Origin of the sequence: Mediterraneibacter sp. 210702-DFI.3.120 (assembly GCF_020561005.1) — a bacterium.
Classification (GTDB): domain Bacteria; phylum Bacillota; class Clostridia; order Lachnospirales; family Lachnospiraceae; genus Mediterraneibacter; species Mediterraneibacter faecis.
On sequence record NZ_JAJCNG010000001.1, the window covers coordinates 158,929 to 178,618 of the forward strand.

A 19,690-nucleotide genomic window follows, 5' to 3' on the forward strand; every position below is an offset into this window, starting at 1 on the left:
TTTCATCACCTTTCTTCTATTCAACGATCACATTAAGTTTTTCTTTTTCCAGTGAGACTTCTATCTCTTTTGATAAAAAGGAAGGTTCTCCATCTGTATGTAACGGCAGTGCACGATCTGTCACTACCTTTACACTACGACATTTTAATATCGTCACCCCTTTAAATCTTGTATGCTTTCCTGAAAAAGCGGTCGGAAGCAGACACAGAATCTTGAGCTTCGACAGATCCGACACAACCATAATATCAAGAAATCCATCACTTCCGGAAGCGTCCGGACAAAACTTAAAGCCTCCTCCTTCATAAGGAAGATTCATAAATGCTGCAAAATAAGTCCTCTCAAACACTTTCATGCTTCCATCATCCAGTGTCAGTTCAAGTTTCACCGGCCGATCCTTTATAATACGATCCATTGCCACAACCGCATAACTCAGCTTACCGATTTTCAGAAGGTTCAATACACGTTTCCATTTTGAAACACATACTTCATGACAAACTGCAGCATCAAATCCAATGCCGGCACTCACTGCAAATCTTCTTCCTTTCCCTTCCCTTTTTAGCACACCTATATCCATCTTTTCAACCCTTTTGGGTGAAAGAATTGTGTCCAATGCTTCAAAAGGATCTCCCGGGATTCCTGTTCCTCTTGCAAAATCATTGCTTGATCCAATCGGAATATATCCCAACGTCACTTTCTCCAGTGATTTAATTCCGCTTAGTACTTCATTGAGTGTACCGTCGCCTCCAAGAACAACAAGCATGTGCTCCTGGCCATCTTCCGTAATCTCTGATGCAATCTTTCCTGCATCCTTTTTCTTTGTTGTCAGATGAATCTGATAATCGATTCTTTTTCTGCACAACTCAGGTTCCAGCTGTTTCCACAGCATCTCGCCAAGCCCTGAACGAGCCCGCGGATTCACAATAAAGTGATAAATCATCAACCTTCCTCCAGTGTACTGTCCAGATACCGCCTTAAAGAACGACTCATGTTGCCCTCGAAATCAGCATTTCCCTCTCTCAGACACCATTCAAATACATTTCCGATCACGATCATCCGGATATCTGTTGTAAATTCGTCAATACTCTCTCTAATGTTAATAATCCCATCCTTCGCAGCCTGCTCTACATAAGCCTGCACTGTCACGATCGGATATGGACGTTCTGTTCTTATCGCCGGATTCAATGCCTGATTCTTTGTATCATAATACCCTGCCATAAATTCTACACCAAGCTCACGGCAATAAGCTACATAATTCAAATAAACACGGACAATTCCGTCCTTTACATCTTCCAGACTTTTCGGTGTCTCCAGCAGATCCGGTCCCATCGTAGGCTGGTCTTCTATATAATAAGACAGCAAATCATCTTTTGTCTTAAAGTGATGATAGAAACTTCCGTTCGACACTCCTGCTTCTTCACAGATATTCTTGATTGACAATTTTTCATATCCGCTCTTCTGAAGAATCTTCTTCGCTGCCTGAAAGATTTTTTCCTTTGTTTCCTGTGATTTTTTCTGCTGCTTCGATAATTCTGTTTTTGTACTCATTTCTGCTAAAACTCTCCCGTATGCATTTTAAACTATAAGAGATATTATAACATATTTCGCCCTTTTTTTCAATAAAACAGAGTGGACTCTATTTTAAGCGCTCTATTTTTATTTTCCAGATTTTTCAGCTACCACAGTATTCTCATCCTCTTCATTTATAGATATGCAGAAAATGCACTCGGAATTGCATAATTTTTCTCCAGGTCCTTCTTTCCTGCAAATATGATCTCAGGATTCTGAAATTCTTTTTCCAACTCATCCACCAAAATCTCATATCCGGTCATATGCCATTCCACATGACTGAAAATGTGCTTCGCCTTTGGCAGCTTCTTCACGCGCACCGGCGTAAGACCTGACTCTTTTGCATATTCTATAACTTCTTTTTGTGTTAAATGTCCCTCTACATTAGGAAATTCATACAATCCTGCAAGGAGTCCTTTTCCCGGCCTTTTGCGAATCGCAATTTCCTCATTATCACAGAATCTTAGAATCGTTCTTTTCTCGATTCTTCGCTCTTTCGCCTTTTTCTTGACCGGATAGTCCATCTGACATTCATCCTGGTATGCAAGACAAAATTCCCTTATCGGACAGCTCTCACACCTTGGTTCTCCATTTGGCAGACAGACGATTGCCCCAAGTTCGATCAATCCTTGATTAAAATCTCCCGGTGCCTCTGCCGGAATCACCTGTTCAAGCATACGTTCTATCTTTGTCCTTGTACTTGCTTTCATAATGTCATCACTATCTTCCAGAATTCTTGTAACCACCCGAAAAACATTGCCATCTACCGCTGGTTTCTGCTGATGATAAACAAAAGAGCTGATCGCACCGGCTGTATAACTGCCAATTCCCTTCAACTTTTTTATCTCTTCAAATGTATCCGGGAATACACCATTATATTCTTCCATTACCTGTTGTGCTGCTGCCTTTAAATTCCTCGCCCTGTTGTAGTAGCCAAGTCCTTCCCACAGCTTAAGCAGTCTGTCTTCCGGCACTTCAGCCAGCGCTTTGATATCCGGCAGTTCTTCCAGGAATCGTGTGTAATAAGATTTAACTGCTTCCACTCTCGTCTGCTGCAGCATAATCTCTGAAATCCAGACCCGATACGCATTCACATGCTTCCGCCACGGAAGATCTCTCTGATTCTCCCGAAACCATTCAACAAGTGGTTCTACTGTCTCTTGCAGCCTCTCACATGCCAAAGCATCTGCTTCGTATTTTTTCTTTCTATTACATTTCATTCAATACCATTTCCTTATATATAAAAATATCTGTTCAATATTGTAACACAATACCAAACAGATATTCTATAGATTAAAAATTAAATATTTTTTCGTAACTGTTCAGAGCCAACCTCCAAAATGCTACGCATTTTCTTTTACAGGATCTTTGAAAGGAACTCCTGAAGTCTTGGATCTTTCGGATGTTCAAAGAATTCTGCCGGGGCAGCTTCTTCCTTAATCTGACCGTCATCAATGAAAAGAACTCTTGAAGCAACCTCACGGGCAAATCCCATCTCATGAGTAACAACAACCATTGTCATTCCCTCTTTTGCCAGATCTTTCATCAGTTCAAGTACTTCTCCTACCATTTCCGGGTCAAGTGCTGAAGTCGGCTCATCAAAAAGAATCACGTCAGGATTCATAGCCATGGAACGGATAATCGCGACACGCTGTTTCTGTCCACCGGAAAGTGTAGACGGATACACATCCGCTTTATCTTCCAATCCGATTCTCTTCAAAAGAGCCATTGCCTGCTCCTTTACTTCTTTCTTGATCTGCTCCTTTGTCTCAGTGATCGGAATCAGTTCTTCCTTCTTGTCACTTCCACGGAACATATTTTTAAATTTGATCATACGATTCTTTTTCTTTGCCTTATCAATGTCCTTACATCTTAGATATGCAGGTGCCATCATGACATTCTGAAGAACTGTCTTATTATTATAAAGATTGAAATGCTGGAAAACCATTCCCATATGGCGGCGATGCTGATTAATATCAACCTTCATGTCTGCGATATCAACACCATTGAAGATAATACTTCCGCCTGTCGGGTCTTCCATACAGTTCAGGCATCGTAAAAATGTACTTTTACCGGAGCCGGATGGTCCGAGCACCGCAACGATATCGCCTTTATTGATCGTAACATTGATTCCCTTCAGAATCTCTTTGTCCCCAAAGCTTTTTTGCAGATTAATTACGTCTATCACTCTTCTTCAGGCTCCTTTCTAATAATTTAACAAGTAATGTGATCACAAGCACAAGTGCAATGTAGATTAACGCCATTACAAGGTACGGTACCATGAATTCGTAGCTGTTACTTCCGATATAGTTAAATGCAACATAAAGGTCAGCTGCACCGACAAAACTTACTACAGATGTCTCTTTAATAAGAGAAATGAACTCATTTCCAAGTGTCGGAAGAATATTCTTTACAGCCTGCGGAATCACAATCTTCATCATACTTGTTCCAAAACTGAGTCCGACTGCTCTTCCGGCTTCCATCTGTCCCGGATCGACAGACTGGATTCCGCTTCGCATGATCTCTGAAATATATGCACCACTATTCAGACCAAATACAACCATAGAAACCTGTACTCCGGTAATCTTCACCCCAAAAATCGGAAGGAGTACATAATAAAAGATAAGGAGCTGAACTACCATAGGAGTTCCTCTGAATAATGCAACGTAAAAGCTGCAAATATGATTCAATACTCTCGGAAGAGTTTTATATTTCGGAATCACACGGACTGTAGCGATCAAAGTACCGATCACAATACCGATAATCAGACCGCAGATTGCGATCAGCAAAGTATTGTGCAGTCCCTGAACTACTTTCACATAGCCATTCTGATTCAGAAATATATCAATAAATTTGTCTACTTTCTGACTAAAATTCCCCATTTGTTTCCTTTCTCCAAAAAGAGGAAAATGCATGCATCGTCTTCTGCCTGTATTTCCCTCGTTAATAAATTCTGTTATTTTACTGCCTGTAAATTCTTAGTAAATACTCTTACTGAACTGCGTTGATTGCTTCTGTGATTGCTGACGCCGGTGCTGCATCAATGATCACATACTGAATATTTCCATTGAGCATATCCTGTACTGCAAGTGATCCGCTCTTGTATGTCACACATTTTGCCGGAAGTCCCGGGAAGTCCCAATCTTCGCTTCCTTCAACATAGTACTGACCTGTTGTTCCCTGCTGAACACCGATCTGGTCAGATGATTTTGTCTCAGCAAGCTTAGCTGCAACGTCATCTGCTGTCTTACAATCATCGAATGTTGTAACATTGCTTGGAACGATCAAACGCTGGGATGCTGAATAGTAAGAATCTGTAAATGTAACATATTCTTCTCTCTCTTCATTGATTGTAAGTCCTGCCATAGCAATATCACATTTCTGCTGGCTTACAGACAGACAAACTGCATCAAAATCCATGTTCTCAATTACAAGCTCTTTTCCAAGTTCATCAGCAAGAAGCTTTGCAATCTCCATGTCGATTCCATAATAATCTTCACCCTTTGTATACTCAAATGGCTCGAATGCTGCATTTGTAGCTACAACCAACTGATCCTTAGATGTATCAAGTGTTGCTGATTTTACTGCTTCCGGCTCTCCGTCTGAGAAATACTTTTTGCAGATCTCATCAAGTGTTCCATCTGATTTGATCTTTGCAATAAACTCATTTGTCTTCTCAAGAAGTTCCGGCTGATTCTTGTCCACACCAAATGCATATTCTTCATTTGTAAGATCAATATCGATTACCTTTGCTGTTACTGTTTCGTTCTTACTACCACAACCTGCCAGCATGCTGACTGCTAATGCTGCAGTAAGAAATACTGATAAAAACTTCTTCATCTTAAGCTCCTCCTCTTTTCTCTGCATAAAAATTCAAAACATGTTAATAATTATAACATGCTTTTCATGAAATGCAAGACGTAATTATGCACGATTTCTTTTGGAAATACAAAATTTTACTGTTCACAATAACTGTGAACAGTAAAACACACTGCACTCTATTCAATAATACATACCTTATTTGAATAAAGCCTGGATACCGAAGAATAAAAATACAACGATTCCAAGTACGATTCTGTAATATCCAAATGCCTTAAAGTCATGGTTCTTGATATATTTCATCAGGAACTTGATTGCTATAACAGATACTGCAAAGGATATGATCATTCCAAGAAGAAGCAGAAATACCTGCATTGGGGTAAATGCCAGACCGAACTTAAACAACTTCAGTGCACTTGCTCCAAACATAACCGGAATTGCAAGGAAAAATGTAAACTCTGCTGCAACACTTCTTGAAACCCCAAGTGCCAGTGCTCCGACAATCGTTGCGCCGGATCTGGACGTCCCAGGAATCATCGCCATCATCTGGAAAACTCCGATCAGAAGAACTGTCTTCACAGAAAGCTGAGAGAGTCTTTTTACTTTCGGTTCTCTTGTCTCATTACGTTTTTCAATTACAATGAATAAAATACCATAAACGATCAACATCAATGCAACAACATATGCATTACTCAGTTTTGATTCAATCAGATCGTTCAGCAACACTCCTCCGATCAGTGCCGGAATTGTTCCGATCACTACTTTAATCCATAACTGAATTGTCATCTTCTTCTGCTTTTCCGTCTTCGTCGGTGAGAACGGATTTAACTTATGAAAATAAATTACTACAACTGCCAGGATCGATCCAAACTGAATCACCACATTGAACATATTCGTAAATGCCTCGCTCTGCTTCAGTTGGATCAGCTGCTCTACCAGAATCAGATGACCTGTACTACTGATTGGAAGCCACTCTGTGATTCCCTGCACAATTCCTAAAATGATAACCTTTAATACTTCTAACATGATTCCCCTCCTCGTTTCAGAACAAACTTCTCGATGGCCTTTGCAGCCCCCTCATCATTATTGCTCTCCGTAATATAATCAGCTACAGCTTTGACCTTTTCTTCGGCATTCGCCATGGCAACCCCAAATCCAACTTCCTTGAGCATTGCGATATCATTATCGCCATCCCCACACGCCATGATCTCTTCCCGCCTGATTCCAAGCATCTTGCCAAGATTCACAAGTCCGGTTCCTTTATTTACACCAACTGCATTGATTTCTATATTATATTGAAGAGAGCCAACCAGTTCAAAGACGCCTTCTCGCTCCAACTCTTTCCATGCCTCTTCTCTCTCTTCCATATCTGCAAACAACATCTGTACTTTATCAAGATTTCCTTCTTTTTCATCCAGCAGATCTTCCAGTCTGTCTACCGCTATTCGTGTTCTCAGAAAATAATCCCACATGTTCGGATTCTTATGATACTTTCTCACCTGCGCGATCTCATCTTTCTGAGCATATCCCTGCCCATCAAAATAAACTTCCAACAGAGTGTCATATTTTCTTCCGATTGCAATTGCTTTTTTTGCTGCTTCTTTGGATAACAGATGTTCTTCCAGTATCTTTCCGGTTCTCGTCTCGATAATCCTTGCCCCATTCGCAGTCAGTGCATAATCCATCCCCGGAAGCTCACGTAATTCTTCCGGAACTCCTGTCCATGGTCTTCCGGTTGCAACAAGAACAACTGTACCATTCTGCAGTGCCTCTCCGATCACATTCTTCGTATAAGGAAGAAGTTCCTTCTTATCTGTAAGAAGTGTTCCATCGAGATCTAATCCAACAATCTTAATTTCCTTTTTTTCCATACTTTTTTCCTTATCTTCTGTATTTTCTATCCGTCAATTGTTACAAAAAGCAATATCTTTTTAATTATTTTGTAAAACAATCATAAAATGTTTCGCGCAAATTTGATTAATTCTCTGTTTTATAGTATAATAGGTTTTCGACAACTATGCAATGTCATTTAAAGAAAGGATATTGAGATTATGGCATTTTACAAAAAAAGCAAGCTACATACGGGCACCGCGCTCATTTGTTCCCTTGCAATTGTATTTTCTGCACTTCCTGTCTATGCTACAGACACGATAGACAATCTGCAAAACCAGACCTCTGCCCTTGAGAACGAATTAAAAGGCATCAACCAGGATATCCTCACCCTGAGTGAGAAGATATCTGATACTGAGATGCAGGTTGAGATCCTCAACAGTGATATAGACAAAACACAGGATGATCTTGAGAAAGCGCAGAAAAACGAAGATCAGCAGTATGAAGATATGAAAAGCCGTATCAAATATATGTATGAGCACGGAAGTGCTACAATGCTTGAGATGCTTTTCTCAGCAGAAAATATGTCAGATTTTCTAAACAAAGCTGATTTTATTGAAAATTTAAGTAACTACGACCGCAAAGCTCTGAACGATCTGAAAGATGTTCACCAGCAGATTGCCGATCAGAAAGCAGACCTGGAAGCACAGCAGGCTTCCATGAAAGATTTACAGAACCAATTGCAGACACAGCAGACACAATTACAGGCAAAAGCTGCTGCAACTTCTACTAATTTGAATGAAGTGAATGCAAAACTGCAGAAAGCCAAAGAAGAAGAGGCAGCTCGTCAGGCAGAAGAAGCCAGGAAACAGGCGGAAGCCGCTGCAAAAGCCGAAGCAGCTGCAAAAGCTGAGGCTGCTGCCAGTGCGAACAAAGCGAATACTTCCAGTTCCTCTGGGAACTCCGGCAATTCAGGTTCCTCATCCTCCGGAAGTTCAAGTTCTTCTGGTGGCTCCAATAGTTCCGGATCTGCCATTGCGTCTGATGACCTTACACTTCTTGCAGCAATCCTGCAATGTGAGGCCCACTATGATTACGACTCTATGCTTGCAGTTGCTACAGTCATTATGAATCGTGTATATAGCAGTCGCTTTCCGAATTCTATTCATGATGTCATCTATGCCCAAGGACAGTTTGCTCCTGTATGGACAGGTTCCTTAGACCGTGTATTAAAGCAAGGTCCACGAAGTCTTTCTATCCAGGTTGCACAGGATGCGATCAACGGAGCTCGTCTTGCTGCCGTAGCCGACTGTTATTACTTCCTGTACGCACCATCGACAAGCAGAACCGGTGTTGTAATTGGCGATAACGTTTTCTTTACAAGTTGGTAAAATAATAAAAAGAAGATTAAGAAGCGCCGGAAGATTTCATTTTCATCTTCCAGCGCTTCTTTTTTAGAAACAACTCTATTTTCTACTGATAATCAACAACATCAATCCATCTCATCAGAAAATCTTTTTCAAGTTCATTTTCTTTAGATAACTGTGCTGCTGCCACAATCGGAAGCCACTGCTGTACATACTGCATTGCTGTATCACTCTTCTTGCAGAACAATTTCAGATAGAGATCTGCTACTTTCTGATCTTTCAGTGCGAAAAGCAAATATGTCATCGCTGCATCTGCACTTGCATTTCCCTGTGTTGCATGAGCCCAGTCAACTACAGTCATCTTTCCATTCTTTCCTACGATCACATTACTCGGATTAAAGTCTCCGTGACATACTTTATTATGCTTTGGCATACTCTCAAGTCTTGTCAGAAGTTCATAACGTGTAGTCGCATCAAGATCTTTCAATCCATTGATCTGACGAGCTAATTTATCTTTCATTCCTTTCAGAAGCGGTGATTTCTTACTCTGAACCTGTAACTGGAGATCAACAAAGTCTTCCATATATTTTTCCAGATTCTTCATATCAGATTCCATCATGTCCTCAAGTGTCTTACCTGCTTTGTACTCAATAGCAATTGCCCACTTTCCATCAATCTGAGTTACTTCTTTTACCTTCGGAATGTCCAGACCTGTCTCTTCTACTCTTGCAGTATTCAGAGCCTCATTAAATACATCTGACTTCGGATGTCCTTCATTAAAAACTTTCACGATACAATCATCACATTTATAGACTGATTTGTAAGCACGTTTCACGATGAGATTTTTTTCTTCTAACTTCATAATATAGACCTCCTTATATCTTGAACGCCCCTTCTTGTCTGCTCTTATTTTATCTCAGCTCTGCAGGGCTGTTCCTTTTGCCTTACGGCTCTTACTTTGTTTTGATGATGTCATTATATCTCACAATTTTTAGAAATAAAACCCCTTTAGAGCAAGTTTGTGCAGTTTTTAACAAGATTTTTTACCTCTTATACATTGTCTATTTATTAACAATCATGAGCTTTAGCTCGTTGCTCACGTATACTTGGAAAACTCAAAAACTGTATTTTCCAAGTTATCGCGGCAGTCGCCAAGGTCTTGTGCAAGCACAGACTTTGGCTCGTTGCTCACGTAAAAAAAAGACAGAACAATGCTTTTCAACATCATTCTGTCTCTCTTCGTATATTTTAGATTCTAACGGTCATATGCCTGCTTATGCAATGCGATTTATTTTCCGTAGTAGCATTTCAGGTACAGATCTTTGATCTCCTGGATGAGTGGGTATCTTGGGTTAGCTCCTGTACACTGATCGTTGAATGCCTGCTCTGACATTTCATCAAGTGTGTCAAGGAAGTACTTCTCATCAATGCCGTAATCTTTGATTGTCTTCTTGATTCCGATCTTCTCTTTGAGTTCTTCAAGTTTAGCGATGAAGTTCTCAAATACTTCTTTATCATCTTTACCTGTGCATCCTGCGAAGCGTCCGAGTTCTGCGTATCTTGCAAGTGCATGTGGGTACTGATACTGTGAGAATGTTCCCATCTTTGTCGGAACTTCTGCTGCATTGTATCTCATAACTTCTGTAAGGATTACTGCGTTAGCAACACCGTGTGGCAGGTGGTGGAAAGCACCAAGCTTATGAGCCATGGAGTGGTTAACACCAAGGAATGCATTTGCGAATGCCATACCAGCCATACAGGAAGCGTTTGCCATCTCTTCACGAGCCTTCGGATCGTTTGCTCCGTTCTCGTATGCAGATGGAAGGTTCTCGAATACAAGCTTAACAGCCTTCATAGCAAGACCATCTGTGTAATCTGTTGCCATGATAGATACATATGCCTCGATTGCATGTGTCATAACGTCGATACCTGAAGCACTTGTCAGTCCCTTCGGCTGTGTCATCATGTTGTCTACGTCTACGATTGCCATGTTTGGAAGCAGAGCGTAGTCAGCGATTGGCCATTTAACACCTGTGTCAGCGTCTGTGATGATTGCGAATGGTGTTACCTCAGAACCTGTTCCTGAAGATGTTGGGATAGCTATGAAGTAAGCTTTCTCTCCCATCTTAGGGAATGTAAATACTCTCTTACGGATGTCCATGAAGTCCATAGCCATATCTTCGAAGTTTGCTTCCGGATGCTCATACATGATCCACATGATCTTACCTGCGTCCATTGCAGATCCACCACCAAGAGCGATGATTGTATCTGGCTCGAACTGTCTCATCTGGTCAACACCCTTGCGTGCACACTGAAGTGTCGGGTCTGGTGCTACTTCGAAGAAGCATGTATGCTGGATTCCCATTTCATCTAATTTATCTTCGATCGGTTTTACATATCCGTTCTTGTAAAGGAAGGAGTCTGTTACGATAAATGCTTTCTTCTTATGCATTACTGTTCCAAGCTCATCCAGTGCAACCGGCATAGAACCTTTCTTGAAGTAAACTTTCTCAGGTGTTCTGAACCACAGCATATTTTCTCTCCTCTCTGCAACTGTCTTGATGTTAAGCAGATGTTTTACTCCTACGTTCTCTGATACAGAGTTTCCACCCCATGATCCACATCCAAGTGTAAGGGACGGAGCCATCTTGAAGTTATAAAGGTCTCCGATTCCACCGTGAGAAGAAGGTGTGTTGATCAGTACACGGCAAGTCTTCATTGCTGCTGCATGTTTTGCGATCTTCTCTGTCTCTGCCGGATGTACGTAGAGTGAAGATGTATGTCCATATCCACCGTCTGCTACAAGCTGAGCTGCTTTCTCAAGAGCCTCATCAAATGTTTTAGCTTTGTACATACCAAGTACCGGTGATAATTTCTCATGTGCAAATTCTTCTGAAATATCTACAGATTCAACTTCTCCGATCAGGATCTTTGTATTCTTCGGTACATCAACGCCTGCCATCTGAGCGATTTCATAAGCTGATTTTCCTGGGATCTTGCTGTTCAGCGCACCGTTGATGATGATTGTCTTACGAACTTTGTCAAGCTCCTCACCTGGTTTCAGGAAGTAGCATCCTCTGTACTGGAATTCTTTCTTAACTTCCTCATATACGCTTTCAAGTACTGTTACAGACTGCTCAGACGCACAGATCATACCATTATCAAATGTCTTAGAGTGGATGATTGAGTTAACTGCCATTCTTACATCTGCTGTATCGTCGATGATAACCGGTGTGTTACCAGCTCCAACTCCGAGTGCCGGCTTTCCTGAAGAGTAAGCTGCTTTAACCATTCCAGGACCACCTGTTGCAAGGATGATATCTGCATCTCTCATTACTGTGTTTGTAAGTTCCAGTGATGGGGCATCGATCCAACCGATGATTCCTTCCGGAGCTCCTGCTTTCACTGCTGCATCAAGAACAACTTTAGCTGCTGCGATTGTAGATGCTTTAGCAGCCGGATGTGGGCTGATGATGATTGCATTTCTTGTCTTTAAGCAGATCAGTGTTTTGAAAATTGCTGTTGATGTCGGGTTTGTTGTAGGGATAACTGCTGCAACAAGTCCGATTGGCTCTGCGATCTTTTTGATTCCAAATGCCTTATCTTCTTCTACAACACCACATGTCTTTGTATCTTTGTATGCGTTGTAAATATACTCTGCTGCGTAATGGTTTTTGATAACCTTATCCTCGAGAATACCTCTCTGAGTCTCTTCTACTGCAAGTCTTGCAAGCGGGATACGCTGCTTGTTTGCTGCCATAGCTGCTTCATAGAAGATTTTGTCAACCTGCTCCTGTGTAAATGTAGCGAAGATTTTCTGTGCCTCGCGCATCTCTTTCATTTTTGCTTCAAGAGCTTCAACGTTATCAATGAATCCGGTGTTTACTGTCTTTGTCTCTACAGTTTTTGCCGCCTCTTTCTTTGCCATCTGAGTATTCCTCCTGTACTTGAATAAATCATTTTTATAGTCACTGTTTTCGTAACCTGCAAGTTTTATCCGATCGGGTTATTTTTATGTTTCCCGATTACAGGTATTAGTATACTAGTTCGTTAATTAATTGTCAATGTACCAGTTGTTAAAGTTTTAACGTTATTTTTTTAACATCATTTGTGCAGTTTTCACAAAAGCAAATTTTCACTTGACATTTTTAACTATGAAAAACACTTTACTAATATGCAAAAAACTCCCATACAGGACATTTCTGTCCTATATGAGAGTCAAAAATCAGCTATATTATCAAATTAAACAAGCTCGATCAGAACTTCCATAGCTGCGTCACCTTTACGCTGACCAATCTTTACGATTCTTGTGTAACCACCGTTACGATCAGCATATTTTGGAGCGATCTCATCAAAGAGTTTTGCAACCATGTCAACATCTTTCATGTTTCTCTTCTCGCCTTCTTTAACAGGGAAGAGAACTTTCAGCATCTGACGTCTAGCGTGCAGTCTGCTTGGCTTATCTTTTTTGATTGTCTTCTCAACTTCGTCATAAACAGTAACTTTCTTACCGTCAACAACTTCTTTCACACGTTTGCCATCAGCATCTTTACGTGCTACTTTAGCCATTACTGTAACTTCTTCGAAGTTATCTTTCTCTTTTACAGCAAGAGCAATCAGGCTTTCTGCCTGCTTACGGATCTCTTTTGCCTTAGCTTCTGTTGTAACGATCTTTCCGTTGTTAAGAAGTGCTGTTACCTGGTTTCTAAGTAAAGCTTTTCTCTGGCTTGCTGTTCTGCCAAGTTTTCTATACTTTGCCATTTCAAATTTCCTCCATTAATTAACATTTGGTTATGCATCTTCGGGCTTACTAATCAAATGCTCCTGCTGTGCTCTTCGGGCTTACCACCAGGATATTCAATCTTCAGCGGGCTGCAATTCACAAAACTGTAATCACAGCCTGTGCAGGACATGAGTGTCCTGATAATTTATCATAGTACGGATATAGAATATTATTCTTCTCCGTGGTTCAGTTCCAGATTGAGTTCTTTCAGTTTTGCAAGAACTTCTTCGAGAGACTTACGACCAAGGTTACGAACCTTCATCATGTCTTCCGGAGTCTTGTTTGTGAGCTCTTCAACTGTGTTGATTCCGGCTCTCTTCAGACAATTGTAAGAACGAACAGAAAGCTCAAGTTCATCAATGCTCATCTCAAGAACTTTTTCTTTCTCGTCATCCTCTTTCTCAATCATAACTTCTGCCTGCTGAGCTACCTCTGACAGGTCGATGAAGAGTTTCAGATGCTCACTTAACACTTTTGCTGCAAGGCTGACAGCCTCATCAGGAGCCATTGTACCTTTTGTCCAGACATCAAGTGTCAGTTTGTCATAATCTGTAACCTGACCTACACGTGTATCCTGAACTGTCAGGTTGACACGATCAATCGGTGTGTAGATAGAATCGATTGGAAGAACACCGATTGGCATATCTTCTGTCTTATTCTTATCTGAGCTTACATATCCTCTTCCTTTTGTGATTGTAAGTTCCATATAAAGCTTGCTGTCTTTGCCACCGCTTAATGTAGCAATTACCTGCTCCGGGTTTACAATCTCAATATCAGAGTCACACTGGATATCAGCACCTGTTACAACGCCTTCTCCTTCGAACTCGATATAAGCTGTCTTCACTTCATCAGACTCAGATGTGTTCTTGATAGCCAGAGATTTCAGGTTCATGATGATCTCTGTCACATCTTCTTTAACACCCGGGATGGAACTGAACTCGTGCAGTACACCGTCGATTTTCACAGAACTGATTGCTGCTCCCGGCAGGGAAGAAAGCATGATTCTTCTCAGCGCGTTACCAAGCGTAGTTCCGTATCCTCTCTCCAGCGGTTCTACGACAAATCTTCCGTATTTCTTGTCATCTGAAACATCTGTAATTTCAATATTCGGTTTATTAAAATCAAACACTACACAGACCCTCCTTATGGGCTTAATATATGTTGAGGGGGTACAAAACTGTATCTAAACAACTTGTTCAGATTAGTTAGGATTGCCCTGCATAAATGCCTGCGCAATCCTTTCAAATCGTAATTATTATTTAGAATACAGCTCGACGATAAGCATCTCGTCAACCGGTACATCGATTGCTTCTCTGTTAGGAAGCTCTTTTACTGTACCTCTAAGATTCTCAGCGTCTGCCTCAAGCCACTCTGGTACCATGTTTCCAGCTGTAGCTTCAAGAATCTCTTTGTATCTCTGTGAACCTTTTTTGTTCTCTTTGATTTCAATAACATCTCCAGCCTTTACAAGGTAAGATGGGATGTTAACCTGTTTGCCGTTTACAAGAACGTGCTTATGATCAACGATCTGTCTAGCTTCTTTTCTTGTTCTAGCAAGTCCAAGACGGAAAACAACGTTGTCAAGTCTTGACTCAAGGATGATCATAAGGTTTTCACCTGTCATTCCTTCCTGCTGTTTTGCCTTTGCATAGTAGTTTCTGAAAGGTTTTTCAAGAACACCGTAGATGAATTTTGCTTTCTGTTTCTCGCGAAGCTGAAGACCATACTCGCTCATCTTTCTGTTTGCTCTTTTTAACTGTCTGTTAGATTTCTTATTGATTCCGAGGTAAATCGGATCCATTCCTAATGAACGGCATCTTTTAAGAACAGGAACTCTATTTACTGCCATTTCTATCCTCCTAATATTATACATGCCAGCGGTACTCATGCCGCTGCGTCAACATTTACTATTAAATAACTGCTTTTCTTATACAGCAGAGTATAATTACACTCTTCTGCGTTTCGGTGGACGACATCCGTTGTGCGGTACCGGTGTTACGTCCTTGATGCTTACTACATCAATTCCGCATGCCTGAAGTGCACGGATTGCTGCTTCTCTTCCTGATCCCGGTCCTTTTACGAATACATCTACTGTCTTAAGACCATGTACTAATGCTGCTTTAGCTGCTGTCTCAGCTGCCATCTGTGCTGCATATGGAGTAGATTTTCTTGAACCTCTAAATCCCAGACCGCCTGCACTTGCCCATGAAAGAGCATTTCCCTGAGCGTCAGTCAGTGTAACAATTGTATTGTTGAATGATGACTGAATATGTGCCTGTCCGCGTTCAACGTTTTTCTTGACACGTTTTTTTGTTACTTTTTTCGCAACTCTCTTAGCCATTTAAACTAACCTACTTTCTTTATTTTATACGATATTATTTCTTCTTATTTGCTACAGTTCTCTTAGGACCTTTGCATGTTCTTGCATTAGTCTTAGTTTTCTGTCCACGTACCGGAAGTCCTTTTCTATGACGGATTCCACGGTAGCATCCGATCTCTTTAAGTCTCTTGATGTTGAGCTGGATTTCTCTTCTGAGATCACCTTCTACAACCTGAGTCTCATCGATCACTGCGCTGATTTTCTTTACTTCTTCACTTGTAAGATCTCTTACACGAGTATCAGGATTAACTCCTGCATCCTTTAAGATACGTTCTGCACTTGTTCTACCGATTCCGTAGATATAAGTAAGACCGATTTCTACACGTTTGTCTCTTGGTAAGTCTACACCTGCAATACGAGCCATGTGTCTTTCCTCCATTTTCTTTTCTGGTTTTCTTGTTAATTGTCCCTAATTGAGGCTGCGAATGCGAAATGAGTCTCTTCTTTTTATAAATGAAGTCTGGTGTAACTCATTTACTGCTGCATCCTACCGGAATGTATCCTTCCGATATCCCAGCCCAGGTATGTACGGAAACTACATACCCTTTCCCGGCACGGATCATACTCTCATCCGCCAATGCAAATGCCGGGTATTATAAGCAATATACAATAGCATCTTCCCTCTTTCATATAAAGATGACAAACGTCTGTCAGATGCCCAGACTACACGCTCTGTCGGTACCTGCGGACAGATGCGATGTATCCTTACTGTATATTAAACAGCTCCACACACCTCCTGGCGTGTCATGCTGTCAGCCGCTTGATAATTGCACAAAACATCAGTAGCATCACTCGACTAGGTTCGATAATACCTCATCAAGTGTTCAATGCCTTAGCCCTGGCGCTGTTTGTGTTTCGGGTTCTCACAGATTACTCTGATACTACCTTTTCTTCTAATAATTTTGCATTTTTCACAAATTGGTTTAACTGATGATCTAACCTTCATGTCAAATCCTCCTTCCCTACTTTGCTCTGCCTATATATTCCGGTATTTTTGGACACACCTCTCCAAAAATGACCATTTCATACTTTACCACAAAACATATGGTAAAGTCAAGACCTAAATTAAAAAAGATATTATTTTCTAAAAATACTTTTCAGAAAATAATATCTTTTTATCTTTTCAGATACGGAACGTTGTAAACAACAGCATTCCCGTTATTTGATGTGTAGAATTCTTACTTGTCTCTCCAGACAATTCTTCCTTTGCTCAGGTCATAAGGTGACATCTCAAGTGTAACCTTATCTCCCGGCAGAATCTTGATGAAGTTCATACGCAGCTTACCGCTGATATGTGCCAGTACAATATGGCCATTCTCAAGTTCTACTTTGAACATTGCGTTAGGAAGTTTCTCAACTACAACTCCTTCAATTTCAATCACGTCAGTTTTTGACATTTTTAATCCTCCTGAATGAAATCAACAAAACTTACTCTCCAAGGATCTGAACGATTGCAGCAAATACATCGTTGATATCGATTGTACCATCAACTTCTCTGAGTACTCCTGCTTCTGTATAATAATCGATCAGCGGCTGTGTCTGCTCATGATAAACACCAAGTCTCTTAAGTACGGTCTCTGGTTTATCATCGTCTCTCAAGATAAGCTCTCCGCCACACTTGTCGCAGATGCCTTCTTTTGCAGTCGGAGCATATACGATATGATAAGTAGCACCACAATCAACACAAGCTCTTCTTCCAGACATACGGTTTACAATATTCTCATCTGGAACTTCAACATTGATCGCATAATCAATCTTCTGTCCCATCTCAGCAAGTGCACGATCAAGTGCCTCTGCCTGTGGAATTGTACGCGGGAATCCATCAAGTACATATCCATTCTTACAATCTTCCTGGTTTACTCTGTCTACAACAAGATCAACAACCAGCTCATCCGGAACCAGAAGACCCTGATCCATGAAAGTTTTTGCTTTCTTACCAAGTTCTGTTCCGTTCTTGATGTTTGCTCTAAAGATATCTCCAGTAGAAATATGCGGAATAGAATACTTCTCAGCAATCTTCTTTGCCTGTGTTCCTTTTCCGGCTCCTGGGGCTCCTAACATGATGAGTTTCATATCTTTATCCTCCTTATACAAGTTTAACCCGCTCTGTTCGTCCTGCAATTGAGGACAGAACAAAGCGAGCTAAAAGACATTTAATAGAAAACAATATCAATAACTGTTATCTCTTATTATTTAAAAATCCTGTGTAATTTCTTACAAGCATCTGTGATTCAATCTTCTTAATTGTCTCAAGTACAACACCTACAATAATGATAAGTGATGTTCCACCAAAGGAAACGTTTGCACCGAAAACACCATTGAAGAAATATGGAATCACCTGTACGATGATCAAACCACACGCACCAACAAAGATGATATAATTCAAAATCTTTGTAAGGTAGTCAACTGTTGGTTTGCCCGGACGAATTCCAGGGATAAATCCACCGCTCTTTTTCATATTATTTGCAATCTCCATCGGATTGAAAGTAATCGATGTATAGAAATATGCAAAGAATATTGTAAGTAAAATGTAAACCACAAGTCCGACTGAATAAATCGGATTCTCTGGATCACACCAGTTATTGGAGTTTAAACCTGCAAGGATCTTACTTCCAATTCCAGTTCCATTTCCTTTTCCAAGGAACTGTGCAATCACGATTGGTGTCTGCATCAGTGAAGAAGAGAAGATAACCGGGATTACTCCGGCTGTATTCACCTTCAACGGAATATATGTTGACTGACCGCCATACATTTTTCTTCCCTGTACTTTTTTGGAATACTGAACTGCAATTCTTCTTTCTCCGTCCTGAAGAATGATAACAAACACAACCACAACCAGAAGAACTGCAAGGATAATAACACCGGCAAGTCCTGCCTTTGCAATTGTTTTGCCTTTCATGAACTGTGTATACAGTGTCACGAAATCATCCGGAACACGGGAAACAATGTTGATCAGAAGTACGATAGAAATACCGTTTCCAACTCCCTTTTCAGTAATACGCTCACCGATCCACATAAGAAATGCACTACCAGCTGTAAGCGTACATACAACGATTGCACAATTTACGAAATTATATTCTTCCAGAAGTCCCTGACGTCCAAATCCTACAGCCATTGCGATAGATTCAATCAGTGCAAGACCAACTGTCACATATCTTGTAATCGCTGCGATTTTCTTTCTTCCATCTTCACCATCTTTCTGCATCTCTTCAAGCTTTGGAATCGCTATTGTCAGAAGCTGCATGATAATAGATGATGTGATATATGGAGTGATACTCAGGGCAAATACTGACATTCTTGTAAATGAGCCGCCGGTGAACGCCTCAAAAAAGTTAAATGCGTCACCGGTCTGCTGTGCAAAAAAATTCTGAATAAATGTCGGATCTACTCCCGGAGTGGGCAACTGTGATCCTAACCTAACAACGATAAGCATTGCCAATGTATAGAGAAGTCTATTTCTGATATCCTCAATACTTAATGCTTTACGCAAGGATTTAAGCATTAGATCACCTCTGCTTTTCCACCAAGAGCTTCAATCTTCTCAGCTGCTTTTGCACTGAATGCATTAGCCTGAACTGTAAGCTTCTTAGTTAACTCTCCATTTCCAAGAATTTTTACTCCGTCTTTTGGATTCTTAACAATACCGCTTTCGATCAATGTCTCAACGGATACTGTAGCGCCATCCTCGAATACTTCAAGTGCGCTAAGGTTGATTCCTACGATTGTCTTAGAGTTTCTGCATGTGAAACCTCTCTTAGGAATTCTTCTGTATAAAGGCATCTGACCGCCTTCGAAACCAGGTCTTGTAGCTCCTGAACGAGCCTTCTGTCCTTTGTGGCCCTTTCCGGCTGTCTTACCGTTTCCTGAACCATGACCACGGCCTCTTCTGAAATTATCACTCTGTTTTGAACCGTCTGCCGGTCTTAAGTTTGATAAGTCCATGAC

The 19,690-nt window shown here is 40.9% G+C and carries 20 protein-coding genes and 1 pseudogene; 1 reads left to right on the forward strand and 20 read right to left on the reverse strand.

Annotated features, from left to right (window positions below; translation table 11 throughout):
- Nucleotides 1-16: 16 nt before the first annotated feature.
- The 8 genes and pseudogenes from LI162_RS00790 to LI162_RS00825 form a co-directional block, all read right to left on the reverse strand.
- Nucleotides 17-937, reverse strand: coding sequence for a diacylglycerol/lipid kinase family protein (locus LI162_RS00790; protein WP_020436492.1), 921 nt, complete (start codon nt 935-937; stop codon nt 17-19).
- Complete coding sequence (locus LI162_RS00795) at nt 937-1,545, reverse strand: TetR/AcrR family transcriptional regulator (protein WP_020436491.1); 609 nt, start codon at nt 1,543-1,545, stop codon at nt 937-939. Before LI162_RS00795 ends, LI162_RS00790 begins: the two co-directional genes overlap by 1 nt.
- Nucleotides 1,546-1,700: 155 nt before the next feature.
- A pseudogene (gene mutY / locus LI162_RS00800) lies at nt 1,701-2,732 on the reverse strand (A/G-specific adenine glycosylase); the annotation flags it as partial.
- 191 nt (nt 2,733-2,923) lie between these two features.
- Entirely contained in the window at nt 2,924-3,754 is an 831-nt protein-coding gene (locus tag LI162_RS00805; protein WP_020436489.1) for an amino acid ABC transporter ATP-binding protein, read from the reverse strand.
- Nucleotides 3,738-4,448, reverse strand: coding sequence for an amino acid ABC transporter permease (locus LI162_RS00810; RefSeq protein ID WP_015528275.1), 711 nt, complete (start codon nt 4,446-4,448; stop codon nt 3,738-3,740). Before LI162_RS00810 ends, LI162_RS00805 begins: the two co-directional genes overlap by 17 nt.
- A 109-nt stretch (nt 4,449-4,557) precedes the next feature.
- Nucleotides 4,558-5,406 (reverse strand): transporter substrate-binding domain-containing protein, encoded by an 849-nt coding sequence (locus LI162_RS00815; RefSeq protein WP_172675347.1) that lies wholly within the window; start codon nt 5,404-5,406, stop codon nt 4,558-4,560.
- Nucleotides 5,407-5,583: 177 nt separating this feature from the next.
- On the reverse strand, nt 5,584-6,411 hold the full coding sequence (locus LI162_RS00820) for an undecaprenyl-diphosphate phosphatase (RefSeq protein WP_227155476.1): 828 nt from the start codon (nt 6,409-6,411) through the stop codon (nt 5,584-5,586).
- Complete coding sequence (locus LI162_RS00825; RefSeq protein ID WP_227155478.1) at nt 6,405-7,256, reverse strand: Cof-type HAD-IIB family hydrolase; 852 nt, start codon at nt 7,254-7,256, stop codon at nt 6,405-6,407. Before LI162_RS00825 ends, LI162_RS00820 begins: the two co-directional genes overlap by 7 nt.
- A gap of 180 nt (nt 7,257-7,436) precedes the next feature.
- Between LI162_RS00825 and LI162_RS00830 the strand changes: the two genes are divergently transcribed.
- On the forward strand, nt 7,437-8,606 hold the full coding sequence (locus LI162_RS00830; protein ID WP_117497856.1) for a cell wall hydrolase: 1,170 nt from the start codon (nt 7,437-7,439) through the stop codon (nt 8,604-8,606).
- An 82-nt stretch (nt 8,607-8,688) separates the two neighbouring features.
- Here the strand turns inward: LI162_RS00830 and LI162_RS00835 are convergent, their stop codons facing one another.
- From LI162_RS00835 to rplO, 12 genes are all read right to left on the reverse strand, one after another.
- Nucleotides 8,689-9,444, reverse strand: coding sequence for an aminoglycoside phosphotransferase family protein (locus LI162_RS00835; protein WP_054751553.1), 756 nt, complete (start codon nt 9,442-9,444; stop codon nt 8,689-8,691).
- Nucleotides 9,445-9,870: 426 nt separating this feature from the next.
- A complete protein-coding gene (gene adhE / locus LI162_RS00840) occupies nt 9,871-12,510 on the reverse strand; it encodes a bifunctional acetaldehyde-CoA/alcohol dehydrogenase (protein ID WP_055161012.1) in 2,640 nt (879 codons plus the stop codon).
- Between the two features lie 314 nt (nt 12,511-12,824).
- Nucleotides 12,825-13,343 (reverse strand): bL17 family ribosomal protein, encoded by a 519-nt coding sequence (locus tag LI162_RS00845; protein WP_015528282.1) that lies wholly within the window; start codon nt 13,341-13,343, stop codon nt 12,825-12,827.
- Nucleotides 13,344-13,534: 191 nt separating this feature from the next.
- Nucleotides 13,535-14,494 (reverse strand): DNA-directed RNA polymerase subunit alpha, encoded by a 960-nt coding sequence (locus LI162_RS00850; protein ID WP_054751551.1) that lies wholly within the window; start codon nt 14,492-14,494, stop codon nt 13,535-13,537.
- A 126-nt stretch (nt 14,495-14,620) separates the two neighbouring features.
- Nucleotides 14,621-15,214, reverse strand: a complete 594-nt coding sequence (gene rpsD / locus LI162_RS00855) for a 30S ribosomal protein S4 (RefSeq protein WP_015528283.1) — start codon at nt 15,212-15,214, stop codon at nt 14,621-14,623.
- A gap of 96 nt (nt 15,215-15,310) precedes the next feature.
- Nucleotides 15,311-15,706, reverse strand: a complete 396-nt coding sequence (rpsK, locus tag LI162_RS00860) for a 30S ribosomal protein S11 (protein WP_015528284.1) — start codon at nt 15,704-15,706, stop codon at nt 15,311-15,313.
- A 34-nt stretch (nt 15,707-15,740) separates the two neighbouring features.
- On the reverse strand, nt 15,741-16,109 hold the full coding sequence (gene rpsM / locus LI162_RS00865) for a 30S ribosomal protein S13 (RefSeq protein WP_015528285.1): 369 nt from the start codon (nt 16,107-16,109) through the stop codon (nt 15,741-15,743).
- Nucleotides 16,110-16,577: 468 nt separating this feature from the next.
- Nucleotides 16,578-16,691, reverse strand: a complete 114-nt coding sequence (gene rpmJ / locus LI162_RS00870) for a 50S ribosomal protein L36 (protein WP_020436478.1) — start codon at nt 16,689-16,691, stop codon at nt 16,578-16,580.
- A gap of 232 nt (nt 16,692-16,923) precedes the next feature.
- A complete protein-coding gene (infA, locus tag LI162_RS00875) occupies nt 16,924-17,142 on the reverse strand; it encodes a translation initiation factor IF-1 (RefSeq protein WP_005613024.1) in 219 nt (72 codons plus the stop codon).
- 31 nt (nt 17,143-17,173) lie between these two features.
- Entirely contained in the window at nt 17,174-17,818 is a 645-nt protein-coding gene (locus LI162_RS00880) for an adenylate kinase (RefSeq protein ID WP_015528286.1), read from the reverse strand.
- A 106-nt stretch (nt 17,819-17,924) separates the two neighbouring features.
- Nucleotides 17,925-19,247, reverse strand: a complete 1,323-nt coding sequence (secY, locus tag LI162_RS00885; RefSeq protein ID WP_226866016.1) for a preprotein translocase subunit SecY — start codon at nt 19,245-19,247, stop codon at nt 17,925-17,927.
- Nucleotides 19,247-19,687: a 50S ribosomal protein L15 gene (gene rplO / locus LI162_RS00890; RefSeq protein ID WP_015528288.1), complete on the reverse strand. Its 441-nt coding sequence runs from the start codon at nt 19,685-19,687 to the stop codon at nt 19,247-19,249. Before rplO ends, secY begins: the two co-directional genes overlap by 1 nt.
- Nucleotides 19,688-19,690: the final 3 nt, after the last annotated feature.